This window comes from Nocardioides sp. NPDC127514 (assembly GCF_040302125.1).
In the GTDB taxonomy this organism is placed as follows: Bacteria; Actinomycetota; Actinomycetes; order Propionibacteriales; family Nocardioidaceae; genus Nocardioides.
On the sequence record NZ_JBEORF010000005.1, the window covers coordinates 116,568 to 140,407 of the forward strand.

The 23,840-nt window shown below is 69.4% G+C and carries 22 protein-coding genes; 17 read left to right on the forward strand and 5 right to left on the reverse strand.

Annotation, left to right across the window (positions count from 1 at the left end; translation table 11 throughout):
• From ABTX24_RS05575 to ABTX24_RS05605, 7 genes are all read left to right on the forward strand, one after another.
• Positions 1-744, forward strand: coding sequence for a hypothetical protein (locus tag ABTX24_RS05575; RefSeq protein ID WP_350837990.1), 744 nt, complete (start codon positions 1-3; stop codon positions 742-744).
• 172 nt (positions 745-916) lie between these two features.
• A complete protein-coding gene (locus ABTX24_RS05580; protein WP_201451254.1) occupies positions 917-2,542 on the forward strand; it encodes an AMP-binding protein in 1,626 nt (541 codons plus the stop codon).
• Positions 2,539-3,336 (forward strand): enoyl-CoA hydratase/isomerase family protein, encoded by a 798-nt coding sequence (locus ABTX24_RS05585; RefSeq protein WP_160027910.1) that lies wholly within the window; start codon positions 2,539-2,541, stop codon positions 3,334-3,336. Before ABTX24_RS05580 ends, ABTX24_RS05585 begins: the two co-directional genes overlap by 4 nt.
• On the forward strand, positions 3,329-4,090 hold the full coding sequence (locus ABTX24_RS05590; protein WP_350837992.1) for an SDR family oxidoreductase: 762 nt from the start codon (positions 3,329-3,331) through the stop codon (positions 4,088-4,090). The genes ABTX24_RS05585 and ABTX24_RS05590 overlap by 8 nt, the downstream gene beginning before the upstream one ends.
• Before the next feature lie 11 nt (positions 4,091-4,101).
• Positions 4,102-5,313: an acetyl-CoA C-acetyltransferase gene (locus tag ABTX24_RS05595; protein ID WP_350837994.1), complete on the forward strand. Its 1,212-nt coding sequence runs from the start codon at positions 4,102-4,104 to the stop codon at positions 5,311-5,313.
• A gap of 30 nt (positions 5,314-5,343) precedes the next feature.
• Positions 5,344-6,351: an NADPH:quinone oxidoreductase family protein gene (locus ABTX24_RS05600; RefSeq protein ID WP_350837996.1), complete on the forward strand. Its 1,008-nt coding sequence runs from the start codon at positions 5,344-5,346 to the stop codon at positions 6,349-6,351.
• A gap of 19 nt (positions 6,352-6,370) precedes the next feature.
• Positions 6,371-8,101: a CocE/NonD family hydrolase gene (locus ABTX24_RS05605; protein ID WP_350837998.1), complete on the forward strand. Its 1,731-nt coding sequence runs from the start codon at positions 6,371-6,373 to the stop codon at positions 8,099-8,101.
• A gap of 40 nt (positions 8,102-8,141) precedes the next feature.
• On the opposite strand, the gene ABTX24_RS05610 is transcribed toward ABTX24_RS05605, so the two are convergent.
• The gene (locus tag ABTX24_RS05610; protein WP_350838000.1) at positions 8,142-8,768 is read right to left on the reverse strand and encodes a TetR/AcrR family transcriptional regulator; all 627 of its coding nucleotides are present in this window, start codon (positions 8,766-8,768) and stop codon (positions 8,142-8,144) included.
• Between the two features lie 120 nt (positions 8,769-8,888).
• Between ABTX24_RS05610 and ABTX24_RS05615 the strand changes: the two genes are divergently transcribed.
• The 3 genes from ABTX24_RS05615 to ABTX24_RS05625 are packed head-to-tail and all read left to right on the forward strand — an operon-like array spanning position 8,889 to position 11,201.
• On the forward strand, positions 8,889-9,704 hold the full coding sequence (locus ABTX24_RS05615) for an oxidoreductase (protein WP_350838002.1): 816 nt from the start codon (positions 8,889-8,891) through the stop codon (positions 9,702-9,704).
• 4 nt (positions 9,705-9,708) lie between these two features.
• Positions 9,709-10,299 (forward strand): TetR/AcrR family transcriptional regulator, encoded by a 591-nt coding sequence (locus ABTX24_RS05620; RefSeq protein WP_350838004.1) that lies wholly within the window; start codon positions 9,709-9,711, stop codon positions 10,297-10,299.
• A complete protein-coding gene (locus tag ABTX24_RS05625; protein ID WP_350838006.1) occupies positions 10,296-11,201 on the forward strand; it encodes an alpha/beta hydrolase in 906 nt (301 codons plus the stop codon). The genes ABTX24_RS05620 and ABTX24_RS05625 overlap by 4 nt, the downstream gene beginning before the upstream one ends.
• A gap of 7 nt (positions 11,202-11,208) precedes the next feature.
• Here ABTX24_RS05625 and ABTX24_RS05630 read toward each other — a convergent pair whose 3' ends face one another.
• Together ABTX24_RS05630 and ABTX24_RS05635 are read right to left on the reverse strand one after the other, a co-directional pair.
• Positions 11,209-11,880 carry a TetR/AcrR family transcriptional regulator gene (locus ABTX24_RS05630; protein ID WP_350838008.1) on the reverse strand — a complete coding sequence of 224 codons (672 nt, stop codon included), beginning with the start codon at positions 11,878-11,880 and terminating at the stop codon, positions 11,209-11,211.
• Positions 11,881-11,903: 23 nt separating this feature from the next.
• Positions 11,904-13,502: a GMC oxidoreductase gene (locus ABTX24_RS05635; protein WP_350838010.1), complete on the reverse strand. Its 1,599-nt coding sequence runs from the start codon at positions 13,500-13,502 to the stop codon at positions 11,904-11,906.
• 99 nt (positions 13,503-13,601) lie between these two features.
• On the opposite strand from ABTX24_RS05635, the gene ABTX24_RS05640 reads away from it, so the two are divergent.
• From ABTX24_RS05640 to ABTX24_RS05655, 4 genes are read left to right on the forward strand one after another with little or no spacing between them, the layout of a single operon-like run.
• On the forward strand, positions 13,602-14,576 hold the full coding sequence (locus ABTX24_RS05640; protein ID WP_350838012.1) for an enoyl-CoA hydratase/isomerase family protein: 975 nt from the start codon (positions 13,602-13,604) through the stop codon (positions 14,574-14,576).
• Complete coding sequence (locus ABTX24_RS05645) at positions 14,573-15,469, forward strand: alpha/beta hydrolase (protein WP_350838014.1); 897 nt, start codon at positions 14,573-14,575, stop codon at positions 15,467-15,469. Before ABTX24_RS05640 ends, ABTX24_RS05645 begins: the two co-directional genes overlap by 4 nt.
• A 3-nt stretch (positions 15,470-15,472) precedes the next feature.
• A complete protein-coding gene (locus ABTX24_RS05650) occupies positions 15,473-16,954 on the forward strand; it encodes a class I adenylate-forming enzyme family protein (protein WP_350838016.1) in 1,482 nt (493 codons plus the stop codon).
• A 58-nt stretch (positions 16,955-17,012) separates the two neighbouring features.
• Positions 17,013-18,305: a hemolysin family protein gene (locus ABTX24_RS05655; protein ID WP_350838018.1), complete on the forward strand. Its 1,293-nt coding sequence runs from the start codon at positions 17,013-17,015 to the stop codon at positions 18,303-18,305.
• Here the strand turns inward: ABTX24_RS05655 and ABTX24_RS05660 are convergent.
• Positions 18,256-19,230, reverse strand: coding sequence for a 2-hydroxyacid dehydrogenase (locus tag ABTX24_RS05660; protein ID WP_350838020.1), 975 nt, complete (start codon positions 19,228-19,230; stop codon positions 18,256-18,258). The genes ABTX24_RS05655 and ABTX24_RS05660 overlap by 50 nt on opposite strands.
• Before the next feature lie 26 nt (positions 19,231-19,256).
• Positions 19,257-20,171 carry a 5-dehydro-4-deoxyglucarate dehydratase gene (gene kdgD, locus ABTX24_RS05665; RefSeq protein ID WP_350838022.1) on the reverse strand — a complete coding sequence of 305 codons (915 nt, stop codon included), beginning with the start codon at positions 20,169-20,171 and terminating at the stop codon, positions 19,257-19,259.
• A 212-nt stretch (positions 20,172-20,383) separates the two neighbouring features.
• Between kdgD and ABTX24_RS05670 the strand changes: the two genes are divergently transcribed.
• From ABTX24_RS05670 to ABTX24_RS05680, 3 genes are read left to right on the forward strand one after another with little or no spacing between them, the layout of a single operon-like run.
• On the forward strand, positions 20,384-21,937 hold the full coding sequence (locus ABTX24_RS05670) for an ABC transporter substrate-binding protein (RefSeq protein ID WP_160027950.1): 1,554 nt from the start codon (positions 20,384-20,386) through the stop codon (positions 21,935-21,937).
• A gap of 31 nt (positions 21,938-21,968) precedes the next feature.
• The gene (locus tag ABTX24_RS05675) at positions 21,969-22,898 is read left to right on the forward strand and encodes an ABC transporter permease (RefSeq protein ID WP_350838024.1); all 930 of its coding nucleotides are present in this window, start codon (positions 21,969-21,971) and stop codon (positions 22,896-22,898) included.
• Between the two features lie 13 nt (positions 22,899-22,911).
• Positions 22,912-23,838 carry an ABC transporter permease gene (locus ABTX24_RS05680; protein ID WP_350838026.1) on the forward strand — a complete coding sequence of 309 codons (927 nt, stop codon included), beginning with the start codon at positions 22,912-22,914 and terminating at the stop codon, positions 23,836-23,838.
• Positions 23,839-23,840: the final 2 nt, after the last annotated feature.

Genomic DNA, 23,840 nt, shown 5'->3' on the forward strand with positions numbered 1-23,840 from the left:
ATGAGCCGACCGGACTTCCTGACCGTCGATGCCTTCCTACGGCCGCCCAGCGGGCGGATCAGATGGCGGCGCGACCTCAGGCGCACGATCGACGCCGGCGTCGCCGGCCTGCGTGGGGTCACGGTGAACTACGCCAACAACGGCACGCACTCCCTCGCGCCGAACCTCCTGCCGGGCGGCTGTGCGCTCGTCGCCGCGTGGGAGTCGGCGGAGGCGGCCGAGGCCGCCTTCGCCGGCCCGCTGCGCTGCGCCATCGATGGCCCTGGACGGTTCAGCCTCGACAGCGAGATCGTGCGGGTGAGGATCGACTCCGAGTCCGAGCGTGATCACTGGCACGGCTGGAAGCCCACCGCCGAAGGGGCGGAGCCGCTCGTCGACAACGAGCCCATGGTCGCGGTCGTCCACGGCATCCTCCGGCACGGCCGGCTCGTCGAGTTCATGCGCAACAACCTGCACGCGGCGAGCCGCGCCGCCCACCACCCCGGGCACCGCGGCAGCATCGACATCTCGGCGCAGCTGCCGTACGAGCACACCTCGATCAGCCTCTGGAAGACCTACGCCCTGGCCCGCGACTTCGCCTACAAGAAGGGCGGACATGCCAGCGCCATGAGCCATGCGCTGAAGCAGAAGACCCATCGCGTCGGTGTCTTCCTGCAGGCCCGCCCGCTGGCCTGCACCGGGGTGCTGGGCATCGACAAGCCGCCCTACCCGCAGCTTCCTGAAGCACGGCGCCCGGAAGCCTAGCCACACTCCGGCCGTGGGGTACGCAGACTCGTTGCTGCGTACCCCTTGTGCATTTGCGATGCTGTGACTACTGTCACGGTACAAACGTTTCCTGATTTGTACCCAGGTCGAGCCGCACGCCTCCGGGCGGGGCGCGGGCGAGACGAGGGCGTCGCCGTTCCAAGGAGTAGTCGTGAGCCAGAATCTTGATGGCCGGGTCGGAGAGATTCTCCGCGCATTCGCGTCACCGACCGCCAGTGCGCCAGAGCTGATGTGCGACCGCCATCCGCGCGATGCGGTCGCGTTCAGGTTCATCGATGCAGGGCTGGACGAGGTGTCGTTGACCTATGGCGAGCTGGCCGACCGGTCGCGACGGATCGCTTCGGTGCTGAGCGAGCACGGGGTGCGCGCTGGTGACCGGGTGGCGACGCTGATGGGCAAGGACGTCGATCTTCCCGCGGTGATGTTGGGCATCTGGCGCCTGGGTGCGGTCTACATGCCGCTGTTCACGGCCTTCGCCGCATCAGCGGTCGCCGACCGCCTGGACCAGGGCGGCGTACGCGTGGTGGTCACCGACGGCGACCAGTTCGGCAAGCTGCCCGAGGGCCGGGTCAGGCTGATGGCCGGGCTCGACGCCGGTGCCGAGCCTCCTGCGGGTGGCGTCAACCTGGCGGCAGCGGTGGCGGCCGCGCCGCTGTGGGAGGAGCCGGCGCCGACTGGGCCTGAGGTGGAGCTGACGCACATGTTCACCTCGGGCACGACGGGCAAGCCCAAGACGGTCATCCACCCGCTCGCGTACGTGGCGGGTTGGCAGGCCTATCTCGAGATCGGTCTCGGGGTCGAGGAGGGCGCGGTCTACTGGAACGCCGCTGATCCGGGCTGGGCCTATGGCCTGTACGCCGGGGTGGTCGCGCCGATGTGCGTGGGTGTTCCGAACATCGTGAGCACGGCGAAGTTCGATGCCGAGACCACCTGGCGGATCCTGGAGACGTACGAGGTGACCGATCTGGCGGCGGCGCCCACGATCTTCCGGGGTCTGCGCGGTGCGAAGACGCGGGCGGAGCTTCCGGCGCTGAGGCGGCTCTCCAGCGCCGGTGAGCCGCTGACCCCGGATGTCTTCGCCTGGGCTCAGCAGCAGTGGGGGCTGGAGATCCACGACCACTTCGGGCAGACCGAGCTGGGCATGCCCGCCGGCTTCGCCCACCACCCCCAGGCCGCTACGCGGGTCGAGCCGGCGGCGATGGGCCGCAGCTTCCCCGGGTGGTCCCTGACCGCGCTCAGGCTGGACGAGGACGTACCTGCCGAGCCCGGCGAGGTCGGGCGGCTGGCGGTGCGGATCGCGGAGAGTCCGTTCTTCACCTTCACCGGGTACGGCCAGGATCGTGGTCACCGCGGTGACCGGTTCAGCGCCGATGGTGAGTTCTACCTCAGCGGTGACCTGATCACGATCGATGACAGTGGTCTGATCCACTTCTCCTCCCGCGACGACGACGTGATCCTGATGGCCGGCTACCGGATCGGCCCGTTCGACGTCGAGAGCGCGCTGGGCACGCACCCGGCCGTGACCGAGTGCGCGGTCGTGGCCGCGCCGGACGAGATGCGGGGCGAGGTCATCAAGGCGTACGTCGTGCTCACCTCGGGGTTCGAGGGCACCGACGCTCTGGTGAAGGAGCTCCAGGACTGGGTGAAGAAGGAGTACGCCGCCCACGCCTACCCCCGCCAGATCGAGTTCGTGGCGGACCTGCCCAAGACGCCGAGCGGCAAGGTGCAGCGCGCGGTGCTGCGCAAGCGGCTTGCCGAGGTCGGGGGCGCCCGGTGACCGACGTCCTTCTGACGAGTCGGACCGGAGATGTCGAGACCTGGACGCTGAACCGGCCCGAGTCCCGCAATGCTCTGGACCCGTCGCTGGTGAGTGCGCTGTCTCGCCAGCTCTCCCGGGCAGAGGACGACGGGGTCCGGGTCGTGATCCTCACCGGTGCGGGGGAGGGTTTCTGTGCCGGAGCCGACCTGGCGTACCTGCTCGAATGTGCCCAGAGCGGAGAGTCGCCTCGGCCGCACCTGCGCGAGATCTGCGACCTCACGCTCGCGATGGAGGCCAGCCCGATCGTCTTCATCGCCGCCCTGCACGGGTTCGCGGTCGCGGGTGGTCTCGAGATCGCGCTGGCGTGCGACCTGGTCATCGCCGCCGCCGGCACCCGGATCGGCGATGGGCACGTGAAGAACAACCTGATCGCCGGGGGAGGAGCCAGCGTGAGGATGCCCCCGAAGCTCGGCGCCGGCACCGCCGCGTGGCTGGCGCTGACGGGCGAGCTCATGCCCGCAGAGGACCTCGCGCGCAGGACGGGGTGGCTGCACGAGGTCGTCGCCCCCGACGCACTGCTCGACACCGCCCACACCATGGCCACCGTCCTGACGAGCCGCCCGGCCGGTGCCCAGCACCGCTACAAGCGACTCATCGTCAACGACCCCACCGCGACCGCGGCCGCACTGACGCAGGAGCTCGACATGTTCGAAGAACACTGGAACGGCTCCGACGTGGCCACCGACCTCATCCGTTTCCTCGGCCGCTCCACACCGCGGTCGACCTCCAAGAAGGAGCGAACCGTTGCCTGAGCGGTTCACAGACCAGACCGTCCTCGTCACCGGCGGAGCCCAGGGGCTCGGCCTGGCGATGGTCCACCGATTCGCCGCCGAAGGCGCCCGGGTCCATCTCGCCGACGTCAACGCGGACGCCGTCCAGGAGGCAGCCGGAAAGGTCGCCGCGGACGCGCCGCTCCCACCGGTGCCGCACGTCGTCGACGTCACCGACCCCGCGGCCGTCACGGCCTGGATCGACGGCGTCGCCGAGACCGACGGGCGCGTCGACGTCTTGGTCAACAACGCCGGGATCATCCGCGACAACCGCGTCGAGAAGATCTCCGTCGAGGACTGGCACGCGGTCATCGACGTCAGCCTGACCGGCTCCTTCCTCTGCATCCAAGCGGCCATGCCGCACATGAAGAGCCGCAACTATGGCCGGATCATCTCGTTCTCCTCGATGAGCTGGCGGGGCAACTTCGGCCAGGCCAACTACGTCGCGGCCAAGGCCGGCATCGTCGGCCTCACCCGCACCATCGCCCTCGAGGGCGCCCGGCACGGGATCACCGCCAACGCGATCGCGCCCGGTCTGATCCAGACCCCGATGCTCGCCTCGATGAACGGCCCCGCACGCGAGCTGCTGATCGGCAAGGTCCCGGTCAAGCACCCCGGCGTTCCCGAAGACATCGCCGCAGCCGCTGCCTTCCTGGGATCGCCGGAGGCCCGCTACATCACCGGCGTCGTGCTCGACGTCGATGGCGGCATCGGGATCGGATCCTCGATCCGATGAACACTCCCCGAATGTCAACAGGGCCGACCGTCATCGTCGCGGGCGCCCGTACGCCGATCGGGAAGCTCCTCGGTGGCCTGCGATCCCTCACGGCCACCGACCTCGGGGGCATCGCCATCAAGGGCGCCCTGGAGAAGGCAGGCGTCTCGCCGGAACAGGTCGACTACCTGATCATGGGCCACGTCCTCCAAGCCGGCGCCGGCCAGAACCCGGCACGGAGCGCCGGGCTCGAGGCCGGGATCCCGGGCAACGTCCCCTCGATCACCATCAACAAGGTCTGCCTCTCCGGTCTCAACGCCATCGCGACCGCCGACCAGATGATCCGCGCCGGTGAGGCCGAGATCATCGTCGCCGGTGGCATGGAGTCGATGACCAACGCTCCGCGGCTGCTGCCGGGAAGCCGAGAAGGCGCCAAGTACGGCGACATGACCCTCGTCGACCACATGGCCTACGACGGGCTCTACGACCAGACCACCGCGCAGGCGATGGGCGCCCTGACCGAGGCCGTCAACGCCGATCGCGACCTGGCCGTCACCCGAGAAGAGCAGGACGCCTTCGCAGCTCGCTCCCACCAGCGTGCCGCCACGGCACGGAAGAACGGCCTCTTCGACGACGAGATCGTCCCGGTCACCATCGCGCAGCGCAAGGGCGACCCGATCGTCGTGACCGCCGACGAGGGCGTACGCGACGACACCACGACCCAGACGCTCGCTAAGCTTCGCCCGTCCTTCTCAAACACCGGGACCATCACCGCCGGATCCGCCTCGCCGATCTCCGACGGTGCCGCCGCCGTCGTGGTGATGGCCAAGTCCAAGGCCGAGGAGCTCGGCCTGGACTGGCTCGCCGAGATCGGTGCCCACGGCATGGTCGCCGGCCCCGACTCCACGCTCCAGCTGCAACCGGCCAACGCGACCGCCAAGGCCCTGGAGAAGGACGGCCTCACGGTGGAAGACCTCGACCTGGTCGAGTTCAACGAGGCCTTTGCCGCCGTCGGCATCGAGTCCATGCGCGCCCTCGACCTGCCGGAGGAGAAGGTCAACGTCAACGGCGGCGCGATCGCGATCGGCCACCCACTCGGCTGCTCCGGCACCCGCATCGTGCTCCACCTCGCCCTCGAGCTCCGACGCCGCGGCGGCGGCCTCGGAGCGGCCGCACTGTGCGGCGGCGGTGGCCAAGGAGACGCGCTGATCCTGCGGGTGCCTCGAAGGTCCTCGGGCGAATGAACCCCACATCCCGATCCCGAGGAGGCTCCCGTGCGAGCAGCAGTCATCACCGCCTTCAACGGCCCTGATGGCGTCGTGATCCGTGACCAGCCCGAACCGGAACCGGTGGCCGGGCGGGTGCGGATCGACGTCCACTCCGCCGGCGTGGTCTTCCCCGACGTACTGCAGACCCGCGGCGGATACCAGCTGCGTCCGGAGCTGCCGTTCACGCCGGGTTGGGAGGTCGCCGGCGTGGTCCGCGAGGACTCTGGCGGGTTCCGCGCCGGCGACCGGGTCGCCGCGATGCCGGTCATCGGAGGCTTCGCCGAGACCGTCGCGGTGAGCTCGGAGATGGTCTTCCCTCTGCCCGACGAAGTCACGTTCGACAAGGGAGCGGCACTGCCACTCAACTACCTGACCGGCCACTTCGCACTCAGGCGCCGTGCCCGCCTCCTCGCCGGCGAGACCGTCCTGGTGCAAGGAGCCGCCGGTGGCGTGGGTACGGCAGCGTGCCAGCTGGCCGCTGCGTACGGCGCCCGGGTCATCGCGGTGGTCTCGACACCGGAGAAGGGTGAGATCGCGCGTGCCGCCGGCGCCCACGACGTCGTTCCGGTAGCGGGGTTTCGTGATCAGGTCTCCCGGCTCACCGACGGCCGCGGCGTCGATGTCGTCGTCGATCCCGTCGGCGGAGACCGCTTCACCGACTCGCTGCGCACGCTCGCGCCCGAGGGTCGTCTGATCGTGATCGGCTTCACCGGTCGCGAGATCCCGACCGTCAAGGTCAACCGGCTCCTGCTCACCAACACCACCGTCATGGGCGCGGCCTCCGAGGAGTTCTGGCATCTCGACCCGGGATACGCGGCCCAGCAGTGGAACGAGCTGATGCCACTGATCCGGTCCGGCGCCATCGACCCACCGATCGGCGAGATCTTCGGCCTCGAGGAGACCGCCTCCGCGCTCCGCGCCTTGGACGAACGCCGAGCGATCGGCCGACTGATCGTGCGCGTACGAGAACCCAGCCCATCCCTACCCCTCGGGCCACATCAAGTAGTTCGATGAAGTCTCAAAGGAGAATCCGATGAAGCATGTCTACGAGCGCAACGTCCCGATGAAGACCCGGGATGGAGTGATCCTGTACGCCGATGTCTGGCGACCGATGGAGGGGCAGGCGCCCACCCTGCTGATGCGTACGCCCTACAACAAGGAACACACCCTCATGGGCGGCGGGCTCAACAGCCCGATCCCATCCGTGGTTGCCTTCCTGAACGCCGGCTATGCGGTGGTCTGGCAGGACGCCCGAGGCACTTACACCTCCGAGGGGTCCTTCACCCCGAAGGTCAACGAGATCGAGGACGGCCAGGACGCCGCCGCCTGGATCCTCGAGCAGGGCTGGAGCGACGGGACCATCGGAATGTACGGCGCCTCCTACATGGGCATGACCCAATGGGCACTCGCCACCACCGACACCCCGGGCCTGGGGGCAATCGCGCCCACGGCGGCATCGCTGAACTGGTACAAGGGCCTGTGGTACTCGCAGGGCGGAGCTTTGTCGTTGAGCCTGGTGACGTGGTGGAACTCCATGATGTACGCCGCCGAAGAACAGCGGTCTCTGCAGAGCGGCGAAACCTCCGACCCCTCGAAGCTGATGCGCCTCGGGGCGGCCCTGATCGACCCGCTGTCCGTCAACGACGCCACGCCGGTCGCCGACCTGCCCGTGCATGGCAAGGGCCGCTGGTTCGACGACTGGCTCGCTCACCCCGACCACGACGAGTACTGGGCAGCACAAGACTGGTCAGGGTCGGCCGGCTCGGTGACTGTCCCGTCGCTCAACATCGCCGGGTGGTACGACCTCTACGTCGCCGAGAGCGTGGCCGACTACGTGCGCGTCCGCACCGAGGGTGGCTCGCCACGAGCACGCGAGGAGTCCCGGCTGCTGGTCGGTCCCTGGGACCACGGCGGTATGACTGGACAGTACCCCGACCGCTACTTCGGTCTCATGGCTGCCGCTGAGCTCACAGAGCCCCACGTCGCCTTCTTCGACGAGACACTGAGGGGGCGCGGTCCCGAAACCCCAGCACCCCGAGTACGTCTGTTCGTCATGGGCATCGACCAGTGGCGCGACGAGGAGGACTTCCCGCTGCCCGACACCCAGTACGTCGACTATCACCTGCGCAGCGACGGCTCGGCCAACACGAGCAACGGCGACGGCACTCTCACCCGAGAGGTGCCGAGCGCGGAGGGGAGCGACGGGTTCCGATACGACCCGCGGGACCCGGTCTCGACTGCGGGTGGCGCGTTGCTGCCGTCGCTGCCGGGGTTGGTCGGTCCGGTCGACCAGAGCGCAGTCGACGGTCGCGACGACGTCCTGTGCTACACCGGCCCGGTCCTGACCGAGCCGGTCGAGGTCACCGGCTTCGTCGAGCTCAAGGTGTTCGTCTCCTCGTCGGCCGTGGACACGGACATCACCGCCAAGCTCGTCGACGTCTTCCCCGACGGCCGCGCGATCAACCTGTGCGACGGCATCCTGCGGTTGCGCTACCGCAACAGCCTCTCCGAGCCGGAGCTCATGGTGCCCGGGGAGGTCTACGAGGTGACCGTGCCGATGTCGGTGACCTCCAACGTGTTCCTGCCCGGTCACCGGATCCGTCTGGACATCTCCAGCAGCAACTTCCCCCACTACGACCGCAACTCCAACACCGGTGGAGTGATCTCCTCCCAGGCTCTGGAGGACATGGTGGTCGCGGACAACACCGTTCACCACGGTGGCGCACGGCCCAGCCGCCTAGTGCTGCCGATCATCGAGCGCTGAGCACGGTCCTGTGCGCCTGCCCGCGGGCAGGAGCACAGGGCTACTCCGACTGGTACTGGAGGCCGTCCAGCAGGATGTCGCCGATCTCGGCGAACGCCTGGCCGGCGCTCAGACCGGTACGCCGCAGCAGGCGCCCCGAGCGGACTCCGTCGATCGCGAGCACCACGAGCTCGGAGGCCAGGGCCGCGTCGACGCCGCGGAACTGGCCGGCGCGTACGCCGTCGTCGATCATCTCGTGCACTCGGCGTGCGGCGGCCGCGGAGTTCAAGGCATAGATGTCCGCCGCCGCGCGGTAGGTGACCATGTCGTCGTAGAAGGCGGCCGAGTGCCGCCCCATCTCCCGGCCGACGCCGTGGAGGTAGACCTTGATCTTGCGGCGGTGGTCGCTCTCGGCCGCGGTCTCCTCCTCGATCCGCTCCGTCGCGGACTCGAAGAACCGCTTGACCACCAGCGAGACGAGGTCGTTCTTGGAGCCGCCGACGCCGTACAGCGTCGACTTCGAGCAGCGCAGCCGCGTGGCCAGCTCGTCCATGCTGAGCTTGGCGAAGCCCTCCTCGAGCAGGATCGCCTCGATCTGAGCCAGGAGATCAGAGCGACGCTGCTCGTCGACCTTGCGCCGCCCAGCAGGACGCTCGAGGGCCTCAGGGGGCAGATAGTCGTGGCTCACACCGCCATTGTGCCGTCAGCCGCGCGCCCAGTCGGGCACAGGCCCAGATGTTTGGGAATACGATCGTCATCCCACGTGCTATTGTCGTATGAACGTAATCCCAAACGTCAGGAACCCATGATGACAACAACTCCGCAGGTCGCGCTCGTGACGGGCGCATCCTCAGGCATCGGCAAGGCCACCGCGATCGCGCTGGTCGCGGCGGGCTTCCAGGTGATCGGCACCAGCCGCAACACCGCGCGACTCACCGCGCCCACGGGGGTGACGTACCTCGACCTCGACGTGACCAGCGATGACTCGGTCGCCTCGGCGGTCGAGCAGGTCATCGACCGGTTCGGGCGTATCGACGTCCTCGTCAACAACGCCGGAGTCGGGTCGACGGGTGCGGGCGAGGAGTTCTCGATCGGCCAGACGCAGGACATCTTCGACATCAACGTCTACGGCGTCATGCGGATGACCAAGGCGGTCCTGCCGCACATGCGCGCTCAGCGCACCGGGCGCATCATCAACATCTCCTCGCTCAGCGGCTTCGTCCCCAGCCCGTTCATGACCGTCTACGTGGCGACCAAGCACGCGGTCGAGGGCTACTCCCAGTCGCTGGACCACGAGGTGCGCGAGTACGGCGTCCGGGTCCTGCTCGTCGAGCCCGGCCCGATCAACACCCCGTTCGCAGGCCACAGCGTCGAGGCGGACACCCCCATGCCGCTCTACGCGGCGGGACGGCGCAACTACGACGAGCTGATCACGAAGAACCTCAGCAGCGGCGACGACCCCGCGGTCGTCGCCAAGGTGATCGTCGGGGCGGCCACCGACCGCAACCCGAAGCTGCGGCGTACGGCCGGCTCGACCGCCCGGACCATCAACGCGGTGCACCGCATCGCCCCGGCGCGCAGCTTCGACCGCGTCATCCGCAAGTTCAACCGGATGCCGAGCTGAGACGATGGTGCGCTACACGGAAGAACACAAGCAGGAGACCCGGCAGCGGATCATCGCGACCGCCGGTCGACGGCTCAAGCGTGACGGCATCGACGGCTCCGGGGTCGCGACGCTGATGAAGGACGCGGGCCTGACCAACGGCGCGTTCTACCGCCACTTCGAGTCCAAGGACAGCCTCGTCACGGAGGCGATCACCGACCAGCTGCACACGCTGCACGCCAACATCGTCGAGCAGGCGGAGCCGGGCAAGGCCGGCCTGGAGCAGATCGTGCGCTGGTACCTGTCGGCCGAGCATCGGGACAACCCGGTCGACGGCTGCCCCAACGCCGCCCTCCTCGACGAGATCGCGCGCAGTGAGGAGGCGACCAGGCAGGCGTACACAGAAGGCGTGCTGGTCGTCATCGACGGCCTCGCGGCGCGGATGGCACCCGACGACCCGCCCTCGGCCCGCGTGAAGGCGCTCAGTCTCCTCGGCCTGATGGCCGGGACGCTCCAGCTCTCTCGTGCGCTGGCCGACCGGCAGCTCGCCGACGACCTCCTCGAGCAGGGCCTCCGCAATGCGTTGTCCCTGGTGGACGCCGAGGTCGGCCGATGACCCGCGAGCAGACCTTCCATCCGCAGCTGCGGGTCGCGCGGTTCCTTCCGCGCACGATCATCACGGCTCGTACGCTTCCGACGCTCCGTCGCCTCACCAAGCTCTCCGCGCGTACCCGGCGGCCCGACGCGCAGGTCGTCGCCGTGGACGACAACGTGTCCGTGCACGTCTTCCGGCCGGCAACGGCTCGGCCTCGGATGCCGGCGCTGCTGTGGATCCATGGCGGCGGAATGGTGCTCGGCGACGCGGGGCAGGACCGCGCGTTCTGCCGCCGGGTCGCCGACGAGCTGGACGTCGTGGTCGTCTCGGTCGAATACCGGCTCGCTCCCGAGCACCCGTTCCCGACCCCGCTGGAGGACTGCTACACCGCGCTGCAGTGGCTCGCGAGCCAGCCCGACGTCGACCCGACACGCATCGCCGTCGGCGGGCAGAGCGCCGGCGGCGGCCTGGCCGCCGCACTGACGCTGTTGGCGCAGGAACGCGGCGACATCTGTCCGGTCCTGCAGCTGATGTCCTACCCGATGCTGGATGACAGGACGACGACCCGCACCGACATCGACCCGCGCCGCCTACGCATCTGGAGCCCGGCCAGCAACCGGTTCGGCTGGAGTGCCTACCTCGGCGCACCGGGCGGCGAGGTCTCCCCGCTGGCAGCGCCGTCCCGCTACGAGGACCTCTCCGGGCTGCCGCCCGCATGGATCGGCGTCGGCACCAACGACCTCTTCCATGACGAGGACGTCGCCTACTCCCGGCGCCTGCAGGAGGCCGGAGTCGACTGCACCCTTCACGTGGTCCCGGGTGCGTACCACAACTTCGACTCCATCGAAGCCAAGCCTCCCGTCTCCCGAGCCTTCGTCAAGGCCCAGATCGCGGCACTGGACGAAGCGCTCAACGGAGTCTGAAGGAGGGTCAGAGGCATGGGTGCCAGGCTCGCCGGAGCGCCGTCTCGTGCGAGGCGAGGGCCGCGGCGGGGTCGGCGCCGAGACCGACACAGAACGTGACGCCCATCGGGACCAGCACCTCTCGAACCGGGTCGGCGAACTCGACGAAGTGGTTGGCCAGGTCGAGGGTGATGTAGCCGTGGACGTAGCTCCACATGGCTCCGGCGGCGGCCCTCGGGTTGTCGATGGTGAGGTCGCCGGTGGTGCTCAACCGGGTGGTCGCCTCGACAACATGCGCGTAGGCGGCGTTGAACGCGGGGGAGTGGCCGGCTCGCCGCTCGCCCTTGGGGGTGGGTCGGTAGGTCGCCCGGGTGGAGAGGCCGAACATGGCGTCGTACAGGTGTGGGTTCGCCTGTGCGTAGGACAGCGTGGTCAGTGCCATCGTGAACAGGTCGGCGATGGGGTCCTCGCCGGCACCGATCTGAGCGAACGCCTCGCCCAGCTGGTCGAAGCCGTGGTCCACCACGGCACCGAGCAGCTCAGGTACGCCGCCGAAGTAGTTGTAGACGACCATGCTCGACATGCCGGCCTTCGCGGCGACCGTCCTGGCCTTGATGGCCGAGGGGCCCTCCTCGGCGAGCATCGTGACGGCGGCGGCGATGAGTCGCTCCGGGATCCCGTTGGAGGGGCCGTCCGTCACCGTGGGATTCCTCGACATGGCTGTCATCGTCCCAAACCGGCGGCTGGGATGTGTGACATGGCGTGCTCTGCCAGCGCCGTGATCGTCAGCGCCGGGTTCACACCGGGGTTGGCCGGAAGGGCGGCGGCGTCGCAGACGACCATGTTCCGGTAGCCGAACACCTGCAGGTCGGCGTCGACGACTCCGGTCGCCGGGCTCGTGCCGACCACGGCGCCGCCGAGCACGTGGGCGGTCATCGGCCGGTTGCCGAACACCTCGAAGACGCTGCTCTGCGCGACGCCTCCGGTGCGTTGGGCCAGCCACGTCGCGACTCGGTGCCCTGCCTCGATGTACGTCGGCGCGGGCCGTCCGGCGTCGCGCCCGGTGGTGAGCCGGTATCCCCGCCCCAACAGTCGCCTCCTCGCGACGAACCGGATCGCGTTGTCCCGCGGCTGCATGACCAACATCATCAAGGTCCGTGCCGACCAGCCCGATCGCATCGTCGAGAGCCAGCGCCGTGGGTGGCGCACCACGGTGCGGAGCCAGGCCGACAGGCGACGTACGCCCCGGCCCTCGCCCACCAGGAGTGTGAACATCAGGCGCATGAAGTCGCCTCGCGGCCCGTAGGTGAGGAACTCGATCTGGGTGTCGCCGTCGAGGACCACCCGGCTGCTCGCGGTGACGTCGCGCCAGGTGCCGATGTCCTCGGGGAGCAGGACGGAGAGCACGGCCTCGCTGTTCGTACGCGCGAGGTGGCCCAGGCGATCGCTGAGCGCGGGAAGTGCTCCGCGGTGCTTGCAGTCCGCGAGGAGGGCGTTGGTGCCCACCGCGCCGGCGGCGAACACGACCCCGCGCGTAGTGATGCTCGTGCGGCGGCCGCCCCGGCCTCCGGAACCGCGGATGGTGATCCGATAGCCGTCGCTCCCATCGGCCGCGCCGAGCGGAGTCACGTCGACCACCTCGCGCTCCGCGAACACCTGGGCACCGTGCTTCTCGGCGAACCAGAGGTAGTTCTTGGTGAGCCGGTTGGCGGCGCCGGTGCGGCACCCGGTCATGCACTGCCCGCATCGGGTGCAGCCGGTGCGGTCCGGGCCCTCGCCGCCGAAGTAGGGATCCGGAACCGTGACGCCCGGCTCGCCGAAGAAGACCCCGACCGGCGCCGCGGAGAAGCTGCCGCCGAACCGCTCGGCGACCTCGCGGGTCAGGTCGCTCGTCACCGACTCCCACGGCGTCGTGCGTGCCCCGAGCATCCGCTCCGCGGTGGCGTAGTGAGGCTCGAGGACCTCCTCCCAGCGGGCCGGTCCCGGCCACTGGGGGTCGGCGAAGAAGTCCTCGTGCGGGCGGAACAGGACGCCGCCGTACACGAGGCTGCCGCCACCGACCCCGGTCTGGGTGGAGCTGAACACGTGGCGGAAGAGCACGTTGCGCATGATCCCGCGCAGCCCGACCGCCGGTGCCCAGACGAAGCGGCGGCGATCGGATGCCGATGCGGGCAGCTCGTCGTCGGCGTACGCGCGGCCGCGCTCGAGGACGGCGACCCGGTGACCCTTCTCGGCCAGTCGCAGGGCGGCGACGCTCCCGCCGAAGCCCGACCCGACGACGACCCAGTCATGGTCCAGCGGGGGATGGGTGGTGCTGTTCACGGCGGCTCCTCGGGGTTGTGGCATCAGAATAACTTCGTTATCGTCGTGAGGACAAGGGTCGCACGAACACCCTCACCGCACTGGCAACGGAGACCGGTCATGACAGAAGAAGTACGAGGCAACCTCGAGATCGAGGACCGTGGCGCGGTGCTGGTCGCGCGCGTCGACGGCGGCCCGCTGGGACTGTTCGGCAACGACATCGCCGAGCAGCTCGACGCGCTCGTCGACCGCGCGGACGGCGATCCGGCGATCCAAGCGGTCGTGTTCACCGGCACCCACCCGGACCGCTTCGTCTCGCACGCCGAGGTGCGCTGGCTGCAGGAGGGCGGGGCCACCGTCCCGTCGGTCGGCGTCCGGGGCGCCTCCGCCCTCGCCCACACGGCGCGCGGTGTGAACCGGGCCGGCGGGCTGAAGGCAGCGCTCGGCAAGACGCCGCTGTGGCCGGCGGTCCAGCTGGAGCGGGTGCACCAGACGTTCCTGAAGATGAACCGCAGCGGCGTCGTCTTCGTCGCGGCCCTGAACGGGTCGGCGCTCGGTCTCGGAGCGGAGTTCAGCTGGGCCAACGACCTGCGGGTCATGGCCGAGGGGGACTACGTCCTCGGTCAGCCGGAGGTCCTGCTCGGGATCATGCCCGGCGGAGGCGGCAGCCAGCGGCTCCCGCGCCTGGTGGGCAACCACAAGGCGCTGCTGGCGATCCTGTCTGGTGAGCCGTTCACCCCGGGCCGGGCCCTGGAGATCGGCGCGGTGGATGAGGTGGTGGCGCCCGATCGGCTGCTCGACCGAGCGATCGAGCTGGCCGAGCACCTGGGGTCGCGGCCGAAGGCGTCGCGGGCGGCGATCAAGCGATCGGTCTACTTCGGCGGCTCGGCGAGCCTGGAGGAGGGGCTGCACATCGAGCGCGCCGAGTTCCTCGCCACCGCCCTCTCCGACATCGGCCAGGAGCTGATGCTCGACTACATGGCCAACACAGAGGCCGCCGGTGAGCTGCCGCTGTACCAGCCCGGAGTCTTCGAGGAAGTGCTCCGAGCCGGTACGACGCGTGGTGCGGGCGCCGCGAAGGAGAGTGCCCGATGACCACCACAGTCAGCCGCCACGACGTCAGCTTCGAATCGGCCGGGGACACCTGTGCGGCCTGGCTCTTCCTCCCCGACGGCGTCACCAACCCTCCGGTCGTGATCCTCGGGCACGGTCTGGGCGCCACCCGGGAGATGCGCCTGGACGCGTTCGCCGAGCGATTCGCCCAGGCCGGGATCGCGGCACTGGCCTTCACCTATCGCCACTTCGGTGACTCCACCGGCCAGCCCCGGCAGCTGCTGTCGATCAAGCGCCAGCTGGCCGACTGGGACGCCGCCATCGCGCACGTCACAGGGCGCTCCGACGTGGACGGCACGCGCGTCGCGGTCTGGGGGAGCTCGTTCGGCGGCGGTCATGCCATCGTCGTCGCCTCGCGCCATCCGGAGCTGCGAGCGGCGGTGTCCCAGTGCCCGTTCACCGACGGTCTCGCGTCGGCTCGGGCTCTAGGCCCGGTCGGCACGATGCGGCTGCTGCCCACCGTCGCTCGCGACCTCGTCGCCGCGACCCTGCGTCGAGACCCGGTGCTCATCACGCTCGCCGGAGCGCCGGGGGAGAAGGCGCTGATGACCGCCCCGGACGCACTGCCGGGCTACCTCGCTCTCGTCCCGGATGGAGCCGGCTTCGTCAACGAGGTGACCGCTCGCGTCGCCCCCACCATCACCCGGCACCGTCCGGGCAAGGTCGCCAAGGACGTACGGATGCCGATCCTCTTCTGCATCTGCGACCACGACTCCGTCACGCCGCCCGAGGAGACGCTCGCCTACGCGCGCACGGCGCCTCGCGGCGAGATCAAGCGGTACGACGCCGGCCACTTCGACATCTACCTCGGCGACGCGTTCGAGACCGTCGTCGCCGACCAGACCGAGTTCCTCACCCGTCACCTGAAGGCCTGATCCATGACGTTCTCCACCATCATCGACCGGCGCGCCACCGACAACCCGGCCGGTCCGGCCATCGCCGACTCGTCCCAGCGGCTCAGCAACGCCGAGCTCCTCGACCTGGTCCGTGCCGGCGCGGCACATCTCGCCGAGCTCGGCATCGGCGCCGGGGACGTCGTCGCGCTCAAGCTCACCAACCGCGTCGAGTTCGTCGTACTGCTCTTCGCAGCGTGGCGGCTGGGAGCGACCATCACACCGGTCAACCCGGCCCTGACCGACGCCGAGGTCGCCCGGCAGCTCGACGACTCGGGCGCGAGGCTGCACGTCGTCGAAGACGGCGCCCACCCGGTCGGTGACGTACCCGCCCTCTCGGTCTCCGACCTGCGTCGGGAGCCGATACAGGAGGAGTCCGTGCCGCCGGTCGTGGACAGTGCGCTCCTGGCCCTGCTCATCTACACCTCGGGCACCACCGGCGTACCCAAGGGGGTGATGCTCGACCACGCCAACCTGGATGCCATGACGGCGATGGGGCGCGATGCGCTCGAGGTCGGTCCCGAGGACCGCTGCCTACTCATCCTGCCGCTCTTCCACGTCAACGGCATCGTCGTCAGCATCCTCACCCCGCTCCTCGTCGGTGCCAGCGTCGTCATCGCCGACCGGTTCAGCCCGCACCCGTTCTTCGACACCGTCGAGAAGGAGCGCCCGACGTTCTTCTCCGCGGTGCCCACGATCTACAGCATGCTCGCCGCGCTGCCCGATGACGTACGGCCCGACACCAGCTCGGTCAGGTTCGCGGTCTGCGGTGCCGCCCCGGCATCGGCTGACCTGCTCGCCCGGTTCGAGGACCGCTTCGGCTTCCCGCTCATCGAGGGCTACGGACTCTCCGAAGCCACCTGTGGCTCGACCATCAACCCGGTCGGCGGCCCGCGCAAGGCAGGAACCGTCGGGCTGCCGTTCCCCGGCCAGGAGCTGCGTATCCTCGGCGCTGACGGCAAGCCGGTGCCGCCGGGCGAGACCGGCGAGGTCAGCGTCCGCGGAGCCAACGTCATGCGCGGATACCTGGGCCGTCCGGACGACACCGACGCGGTGATCAGCGACGGCTGGCTCTCCACCGGCGACCTCGGCCGCGTCGACGAGGACGGCTACCTCACCATCGTCGGCCGGTCCAAGGAGATGATCATCCGAGGTGGCGAGAACATCTACCCGAAGGAGATCGAGGACGTCCTCGCCGGCGACCCGACCGTCCTCGAGGTCGCGGTGATCGGTCTGCCCGACGAGAAGTGGGGCGAGGTCGTCGTCGCCTTCGTCCAGGCCCGCCCGGGCGCGACGGTCGACGTCACGGCCCTGATGGCGAGGTGCCGGGAGCAGCTCAGCGGCTACAAGCGACCCACCGCGATCCATGTGCTGGACGCTCTGCCGAAGAACACGGTGGGCAAGCTCGACAAGCGGGCACTTCGAAACCATCGCAGGAGAGACGCGCCTGTAGATTCATCGGTGTGAAGAGGCCTCGAAGTTCCTACCGCTCACCTGGATTCCGATCGGATGGTGAGCGGGCCTGATGGACAGCCAGACATTCCTCAGCCTCGGGCTGGTGCTGGTGTTCGTACTGGTCGGCGGCGTGTTCGCCGCGACCGAGCTGGCGCTGGTGTCGCTGCGGGAGAGCCAGCTGACCGCGCTCGAGCGCAAGGGCCCACGTGGCGCACGGGTGGCCGAGGTGGCCCGCGACCCCAACCGCTTCCTGGCCGCAGTGCAGATCGGCGTCACCGTCGCGGGCTTCCTCTCCGCGGCCTACGGCGGGTCGGCGATCGCTCCCGACGTCGCGCCCTACCTTGAGCGTCTCGGCCTGACCGAGGCACTGGCCGAGACCACGGCGCTGATCGTGCTGACCCTGTTCATCGCCTACCTCTCCCTGGTGCTGGGCGAGCTGGTGCCCAAGCGGCTGGCGCTGCAGAAGGCCGCCGGCATCTCGCTGGCCGTCGCGCCCGTGCTGGACAGGTTCGCCACCGTGATGCGGCCGGTGATCTGGCTGCTCTCGGTCTCCACCGATGCCGTCGTACGGCTGCTCGGCGGTGACCCCAAGGCCTCGGCCGAGCAGGTCTCGGAGGAGGAGCTGCGCGAGATGGTCTCCACCAACACGGACCTCGAGGAGGAGGAGCGCCGGATCCTCCGTGACGTCTTCGCCACCACCGAGACGACGCTGAGGGAGGTGATGCGTCCGCGCGGCGACGTCACCTTCATGCCTGCCTCGATGCCGCTTCCCGCGGCTGCCGAGACCGTGCGTGACCTGCCCTACTCCCGCTATCCGGTGACCGGGGAGGGTTTCGACGACATCCTCGGGTTCCTGCACGTACGCGACCTGCTCGGTGTCGTCGCCACCGACCAGCGCACGATCCGCGACGTCGCTCGTCCGGTGCTCTCGCTGCCCGGGAGCAAGCGGGTGATCCCGTCGGTTGCCACGATGCGCGAGGGCGGCACCCACCTGGCGATGGTGGTCGACGAGTACGGCGGCACCGACGGCATCGTGACCCTCGAGGACCTCGTCGAGGAGATGATCGGCGACATCCGCGACGAGTACGACCACGGCGAGGCCCGCATCCGAGACCACGGTGACCTATCCCGGATCGACGGCGCGATGACGATCGAGGACTTCGCCGACACCACCGGCATCGAGCTCGAGGACGGCGCCTACGAGACCGTCGCGGGCTACCTCATCGCTCGGCTGGGGCACATCCCGCAGGTCGGGGAGGTGCTGGCGCTCCGGGACGGCACCCTGGAGGTGACCGCCCGGAACGGCAACCGCATCACCGAGATCGCGCTGCGCCCCGAGACGTCACCTCCGGAACCGGAGTGAGGACGGTGCCGTCGGCGAGCCAGCGGTCGAGGTTGTCGAGGGTCAGCTGCTCCATGGCGGCACGCGTCTCGACGGTGCCGCTCGCCAGGTGCGGGAGGAGCACCACGTTGTCGAGGTCCATCAGCTCCGCGGGGACCGTGGGCTCCTCGGTGTAGACGTCGAGGCCGGCGCCGGCGATGCCACCGTCGAGGAGCAGCTCGACCAGCGCGTCCTGGTCGACCACGGAGCCACGCGCGATGTTGATCAGGTAGCCCTCGGGCCCGAGCGCCTCGAGCACCTTGCGGTCGACGAGGTGCTGCGTACCGCTGCCGCCGGAGGTGGCGAGGACCAGGATGTCGACGTCGGCGGCGAGCTGCGCGGGGGAGGCGGCGTAGGTGTAGGGCGAGCCGGGGACCTCGCTGCGGGAGTGGTAGGAGATCGGGCAGCCGAAGGCCTCGAAGCGGGTCGCGATGGCCTGGCCGATCCGGCCCAGACCCAGGATCCCGACCCGCTTGCCCGAGACATTGCGGGTCAGCGGGAAGTTGCCGGCCTGCGGCCAGTCGCCGCGGCGTACGAACCGGTCGGCCGCGCTGAGCTGGCGCAGGGTGTCGATGGCGAGGCCGATCGCGGTGTCGGCCACGCAGTCGGTCAGCACGTCGGGGGTGTTGGAGACCAGCACGCCACGTGCAGCCGCGGTCTCGACGTCGGTGGTGTCGTAGCCGACCCCGAAGTTGATCACGGCGCCGAGTGCGGGCAGCTGGGCCATCAGCTCGGCCGGTACGCCGGTACGCCCGGTGGTCACCACGGCGCCGATCGAGGGCCCGTGCTCGGCGAGGAAGGCGGCGCGGCTGTCGTCGTCGGGCAGCACCAGGGCGTCGTAGCGGTCGGTGAGGGTCTCGGCCAGCGACGGCTTGAGCGGTCCTACCTGGAGGATGCGGCGGGTCACGGTTGCTCCTGTCGGTCGAGTGGCTGTCAGATGACGGTCTTGACGAGTGCGGTCAGCTCCGCCAGCTCGTGCTCGGTGAGGTCGGTCAGCGGGGGACGTACGGGACCGGCCGGACGGCCGGCGGCGGTGAGACCGGCCTTGACGATCGAGACGCCATAGCCGGCTCCGCGGTCGCGGATCGCGATATAGGGGACCACGAAGTCGCGGAGCCGGGCGAGCACGTCGTCGCGATCGCGGTTGCGTACGGCCGTGTAGAACTCGACCGCCCACTGCGGCGCGAAGTTGAAGATCGCCGAGGAGTAGGTGCTGACGCCGAGCTCCAGATAGGGCAGGGCGTACGTCTCGGCAGTGGGCAGGCCTCCGACGTAGAGCAGGCGGTCGCCGAGGCGCGCGTTGAGCGTGGCGAGCAGGTCGATGTCGCAGACGCCGTCCTTGAAGCCGATGAGGTTCGGGAACTCCTCGGCGAGACGGACGACGGTGTCGGCGTCGTAGCGGGCGTTGGCGCGGTGGTAGACGATCACGCCGAGCGAGGTCGCCGAGCAGACGCGGGCGACGTGTTCGTACAGGCCACGACCCGGCAGCTCGGTGAGGTAGGGCGGCAGCAGCAGGATGCCGTCGGCGCCGTCCGCCTCGGCCCGCTGCGCCATCGCGACGGCCTGGGAGGTGCCGTAGCCGGCCGCGCCCATCACCGGGGTGCCGTCTCCGACCTCCTCGACGGTTGCTCGCAGGACCCGGGACACCTCGTCGTGGGTCAGTGAGAAGAACTCACCGGTGCCGCCGGCGGCGAAGAGGCCGGCGACCTCGAAGCCGTCGAGGTGCTGCAGATGGGCGCGGTAGCCGTCCTCGTCGAAGGCGTAGTCGGCGGTCGCGTGCGTCACCGGGAACGACAGCAGGCCGGCGCCGAGGGCGTCACGGAGCTCGGTGGGGGAGTAGCGGCCCATGGGGTCTCCTCAAGGGGTTCGACGACGTCGGAGATCCCGAGGCTAGGTAGCGGAAGCGATACGCGTCCAACATCGTGACGGCATCGTTCGATGCCCTATGGGCATTGCCTGACGTGCTTGACGTCACACAAAACTCGCTCGTACGGTTCATCCACGAATGACAACGACGTCCACATATGTAGATGTCGCCGATCGACTGGAGGAACAGTCGCATGAACTTTCGTCCCTCGCTGCGGTCCCGTTTCGGACTTGCAAGCGCCTCGCTCATGGCTGTCTCGCTCACCCTCTCGGCGTGTGGCGTCGCCAACTCCGACAGTGCCGGCGCGGCCGGAGACACGGTCCGGATCGTGCTCCCGCAGGAGCCGCCGACCCTCGAACCCTGCGATGCCAACCTGACCTCGACGGGCGTCGTGGTGCGCTCCAACATCACCGAGCCGCTGGTCGAGCGCGACCCTGCCTCCGGTGAGCTGCAGCCGCTGCTCGCCACCGAGTGGGAGCAGACCGAGCCGACCACATGGACCTTCACCCTCCGCGAGGGCGTGAAGTTCTCCGACGGCTCCGCGTTCGACGCCGAGGCCGCCGCGCACTCCATCGACCGCGCGGTCAACGGCACCTTCGGCTGCAACGTCGAGGGGTACGTCTTCGGTGACGACGACCTCCAGGTCAAGGCCGCCGACGCCACCCACCTCGAGGTGACCACCGCCGAAGCCGACCCGATCCTGCCGCTGCGCCTCTCCTTCATCGAGGTCGTGCCCGCATCGACCAGCGACACCGCCAAGGTGCGCGAGCCGATCGGCACCGGTCCCTACAAGATCGAGGACTGGCAGAACGGCACCAAGCTGACCCTCGCGGTCAACGACACCTACTGGGGCGACGCCCCCGCCTTCAAGAAGGCGGAGTACCAGTGGCGTGAGGAGGGCAGCGTACGCGCCGCCATGATCACCAACAACGAGGCCGACATCGCCACCGGGCTCGCGCCCGAGGACCTCTCCGGGGACGCCGCGGTCCGCTACCCGAACAACGAGACGACCGCGCTGCGGTCGACCGGGACGTACGCTCCGCTCGACGACATCCGGGTGCGCCAGGCGATCAACTACGCGATCGACCGCGAGTCGATCGTCGACAGCCTCTTCGAGGGCTACGCGGACGTCGCTTCCCAGCTGGTGCCCGAGGGCGTCGTGGGCCACAACCCGGATCTGGAGGCGTGGCCCTACGACCCGGAGAAGGCCAAGTCCCTCATCGCCGAGGCGAAGGCCGACGGAGTGCCGACCGACACCAAGATCCGGCTGATCTCTCGCAACGGCCTCTTCCCCAAGGTCGGCGAGACCGTCGAGGTCGTCCAGAAGGCGCTCGAGGACATCGGTCTCAACGTCTCGATCGAGATGATGGACACTGCCGCGTCGGTCGAGTACCAGTCCCGTCCGTTCCCGAAGAACACCGGGCCGTACATCATCCTCGTCCAGCACGGCAACCAGGCCGGTGACGCCCAGTTCTCCGTCGACCAGTACATGCTCAGCGACGGCGCCCAGTCGACGTTCGGCACCCCGGAGTTCGACGCCCAGATCGAGGCCGCCGACAAGGCCGAGGGCGATGACCGCCAGGCCGCTTTCGCCGGCATCTTCGCCGACGAGCCGGAGAAGGTCTCGCAGTTCGCCTACATCGCGCACATGACCGGGATCATCGGCGAGTCGGAGAACGTCGAGTACGAGCCCAACTCGGCGACCGGCGACGAGATGCGCGTGACCGAGATGAAGCCGGCCAAGTGATCCCGGCCGCGACTCACCCAGGAGGTCATCCATGGTGACGTTCCTCCGCAAGCGAGCCCTCACCTCGCTGCTGCCGCTCGTCGTGGTGCTGCTCGGGGTGTTCTTCCTCGCCCGCCTCACCGGCGACCCGGCCAGCCTGTACCTGCCGGAGAACGCCACCGAGGCCCAGAAGGAGACCTTCCGCGCGGTCAACGGCCTCGATCTGCCGGTCTGGCAGCAGCTGATCGACTACCTCCAAGGCATCCTCCGCCTCGACTTCGGCACGTCGCTGAGCACGGGTGAGTCCGCGGCCGCGATGGCGTTGCGGGCCTTCCCTGCGACGCTTCAGCTGGCGATCACCACGATGCTCATCGCGGTCGTCCTCGCCGTCGTGATCGGCTCGTGGGCTGCGTACCGTCCGAACTCGCTGGCGGACCGGTTCGCGTCGTTCCTGTCGATGACGGCCGCGAGCGTGCCCGACTTCTGGCTCGCCATCATGGGGGTCTGGGTCTTCGCGGTGATGCTCGGGGTGCTGCCGACCTCGGGTGTCGACGCCGGGTTGCTCTCCTGGGTCCTGCCGATCGCGACCCTGCTGCTGCGCCCCGTCGGCGTGCTCACCCAGGTGGTGCGCGGTGCGATGGTGGCGGCCCTGTCCGCGCCGTACGTCCGGCTGGCGCGCAGCAAGGGTGCCGACAGCCGTCGGGTCGTCGCGCACCACGCCCTGCGAAACGCCGCCGCCCCGGCGCTGACCGTGGCCGGCGACCTGGCCGTCGGGCTGGTCAACGGTGCCGTGGTCGTCGAGTCGATCTTCGGGTGGCCCGGCATCGGCAAGCTGATGATCGACTCGATCACCGGCCGCGACTTCGCCATCCTGCAGGCGGCCGTGCTGCTCACCGCGGTGACGATCTTCCTGCTCAACATCGCCATCGACATCTGCTACGCCCTGCTCGACGCCCGTGTGCGCGACAAGGCGATGGTGTGAGAGAGGAGAACTGATGAGCACCAGCTACTGGCGGATGCTGCTGCGCGACAAGGTCGCGACCGTGGCCGCCGTGATCCTCTGCTTCATCCTGCTCGTGGCCGTCTTCGGGCCGGTCCTGCTCGGCAGCGAGGCCAACGCCCAGGACCTGACCCGAGGCAACAAGGCGCCGCTCGAGCTCGACGGCTGGCTCTACGTACTGGGCACCGACTCGCTCGGGCGCAGCGTCCTGGCCCGGATCGTCGTCGCGACCCGGACGACCCTCGGGGTCGCCATCCCGGCGGTGCTGATCTCGCTGGTCGTGGGCTCGGTGATCGGCATGTGGGCCGGCTACCACCGCGGCTGGCGCGAGACCCTCGTGATGCGGGTCGCCGATGTGATCCTGAGCTTCCCGTCGCTGCTGATGGCGGTCGTCGTCCTGTACGTCTACTCGCCCAGCCCGCGCAACATCGTCATCGTGCTGGCGATCACCCGCATCCCGATCTATCTGCGCACCGCGCGGGCCGAGTCGGCCGAGCTGCAGAGCCGGGTCTTCGTCGACGCGGCCCGTACGTTCGGGGCGGGGAGCTTCAGCATCATCCGCCGTCACGTCTTCCCGATCGTGCTGCCGACGCTGCTGACGGTTGCCACGCTCGACTTCTGCTACGTCATGCTCGCCGAGTCGTCGCTGAGCTTCCTCGGCATCGGTATCCAGGCACCCGACGTCAGCTGGGGTCTGATGGTCGCCCAGGGGCAGAACTATCTGCAGACCGCATGGTGGCTCTCCTTCTTCCCCGGCCTGGCCATCGTGATCGCGACGGTGTCCGCCGCGGTGCTCGCCGCCTGGGTGCGGCTGGCCACCGATCCCGCTCAGCGGTGGCGGCTCACCGTCCCGCGGCGGCAGCGTCGCCGCGCGACCGTCGCCCCGACCGTCACTCAGGCCGTTACGGAGGACGCCCAGTGAAC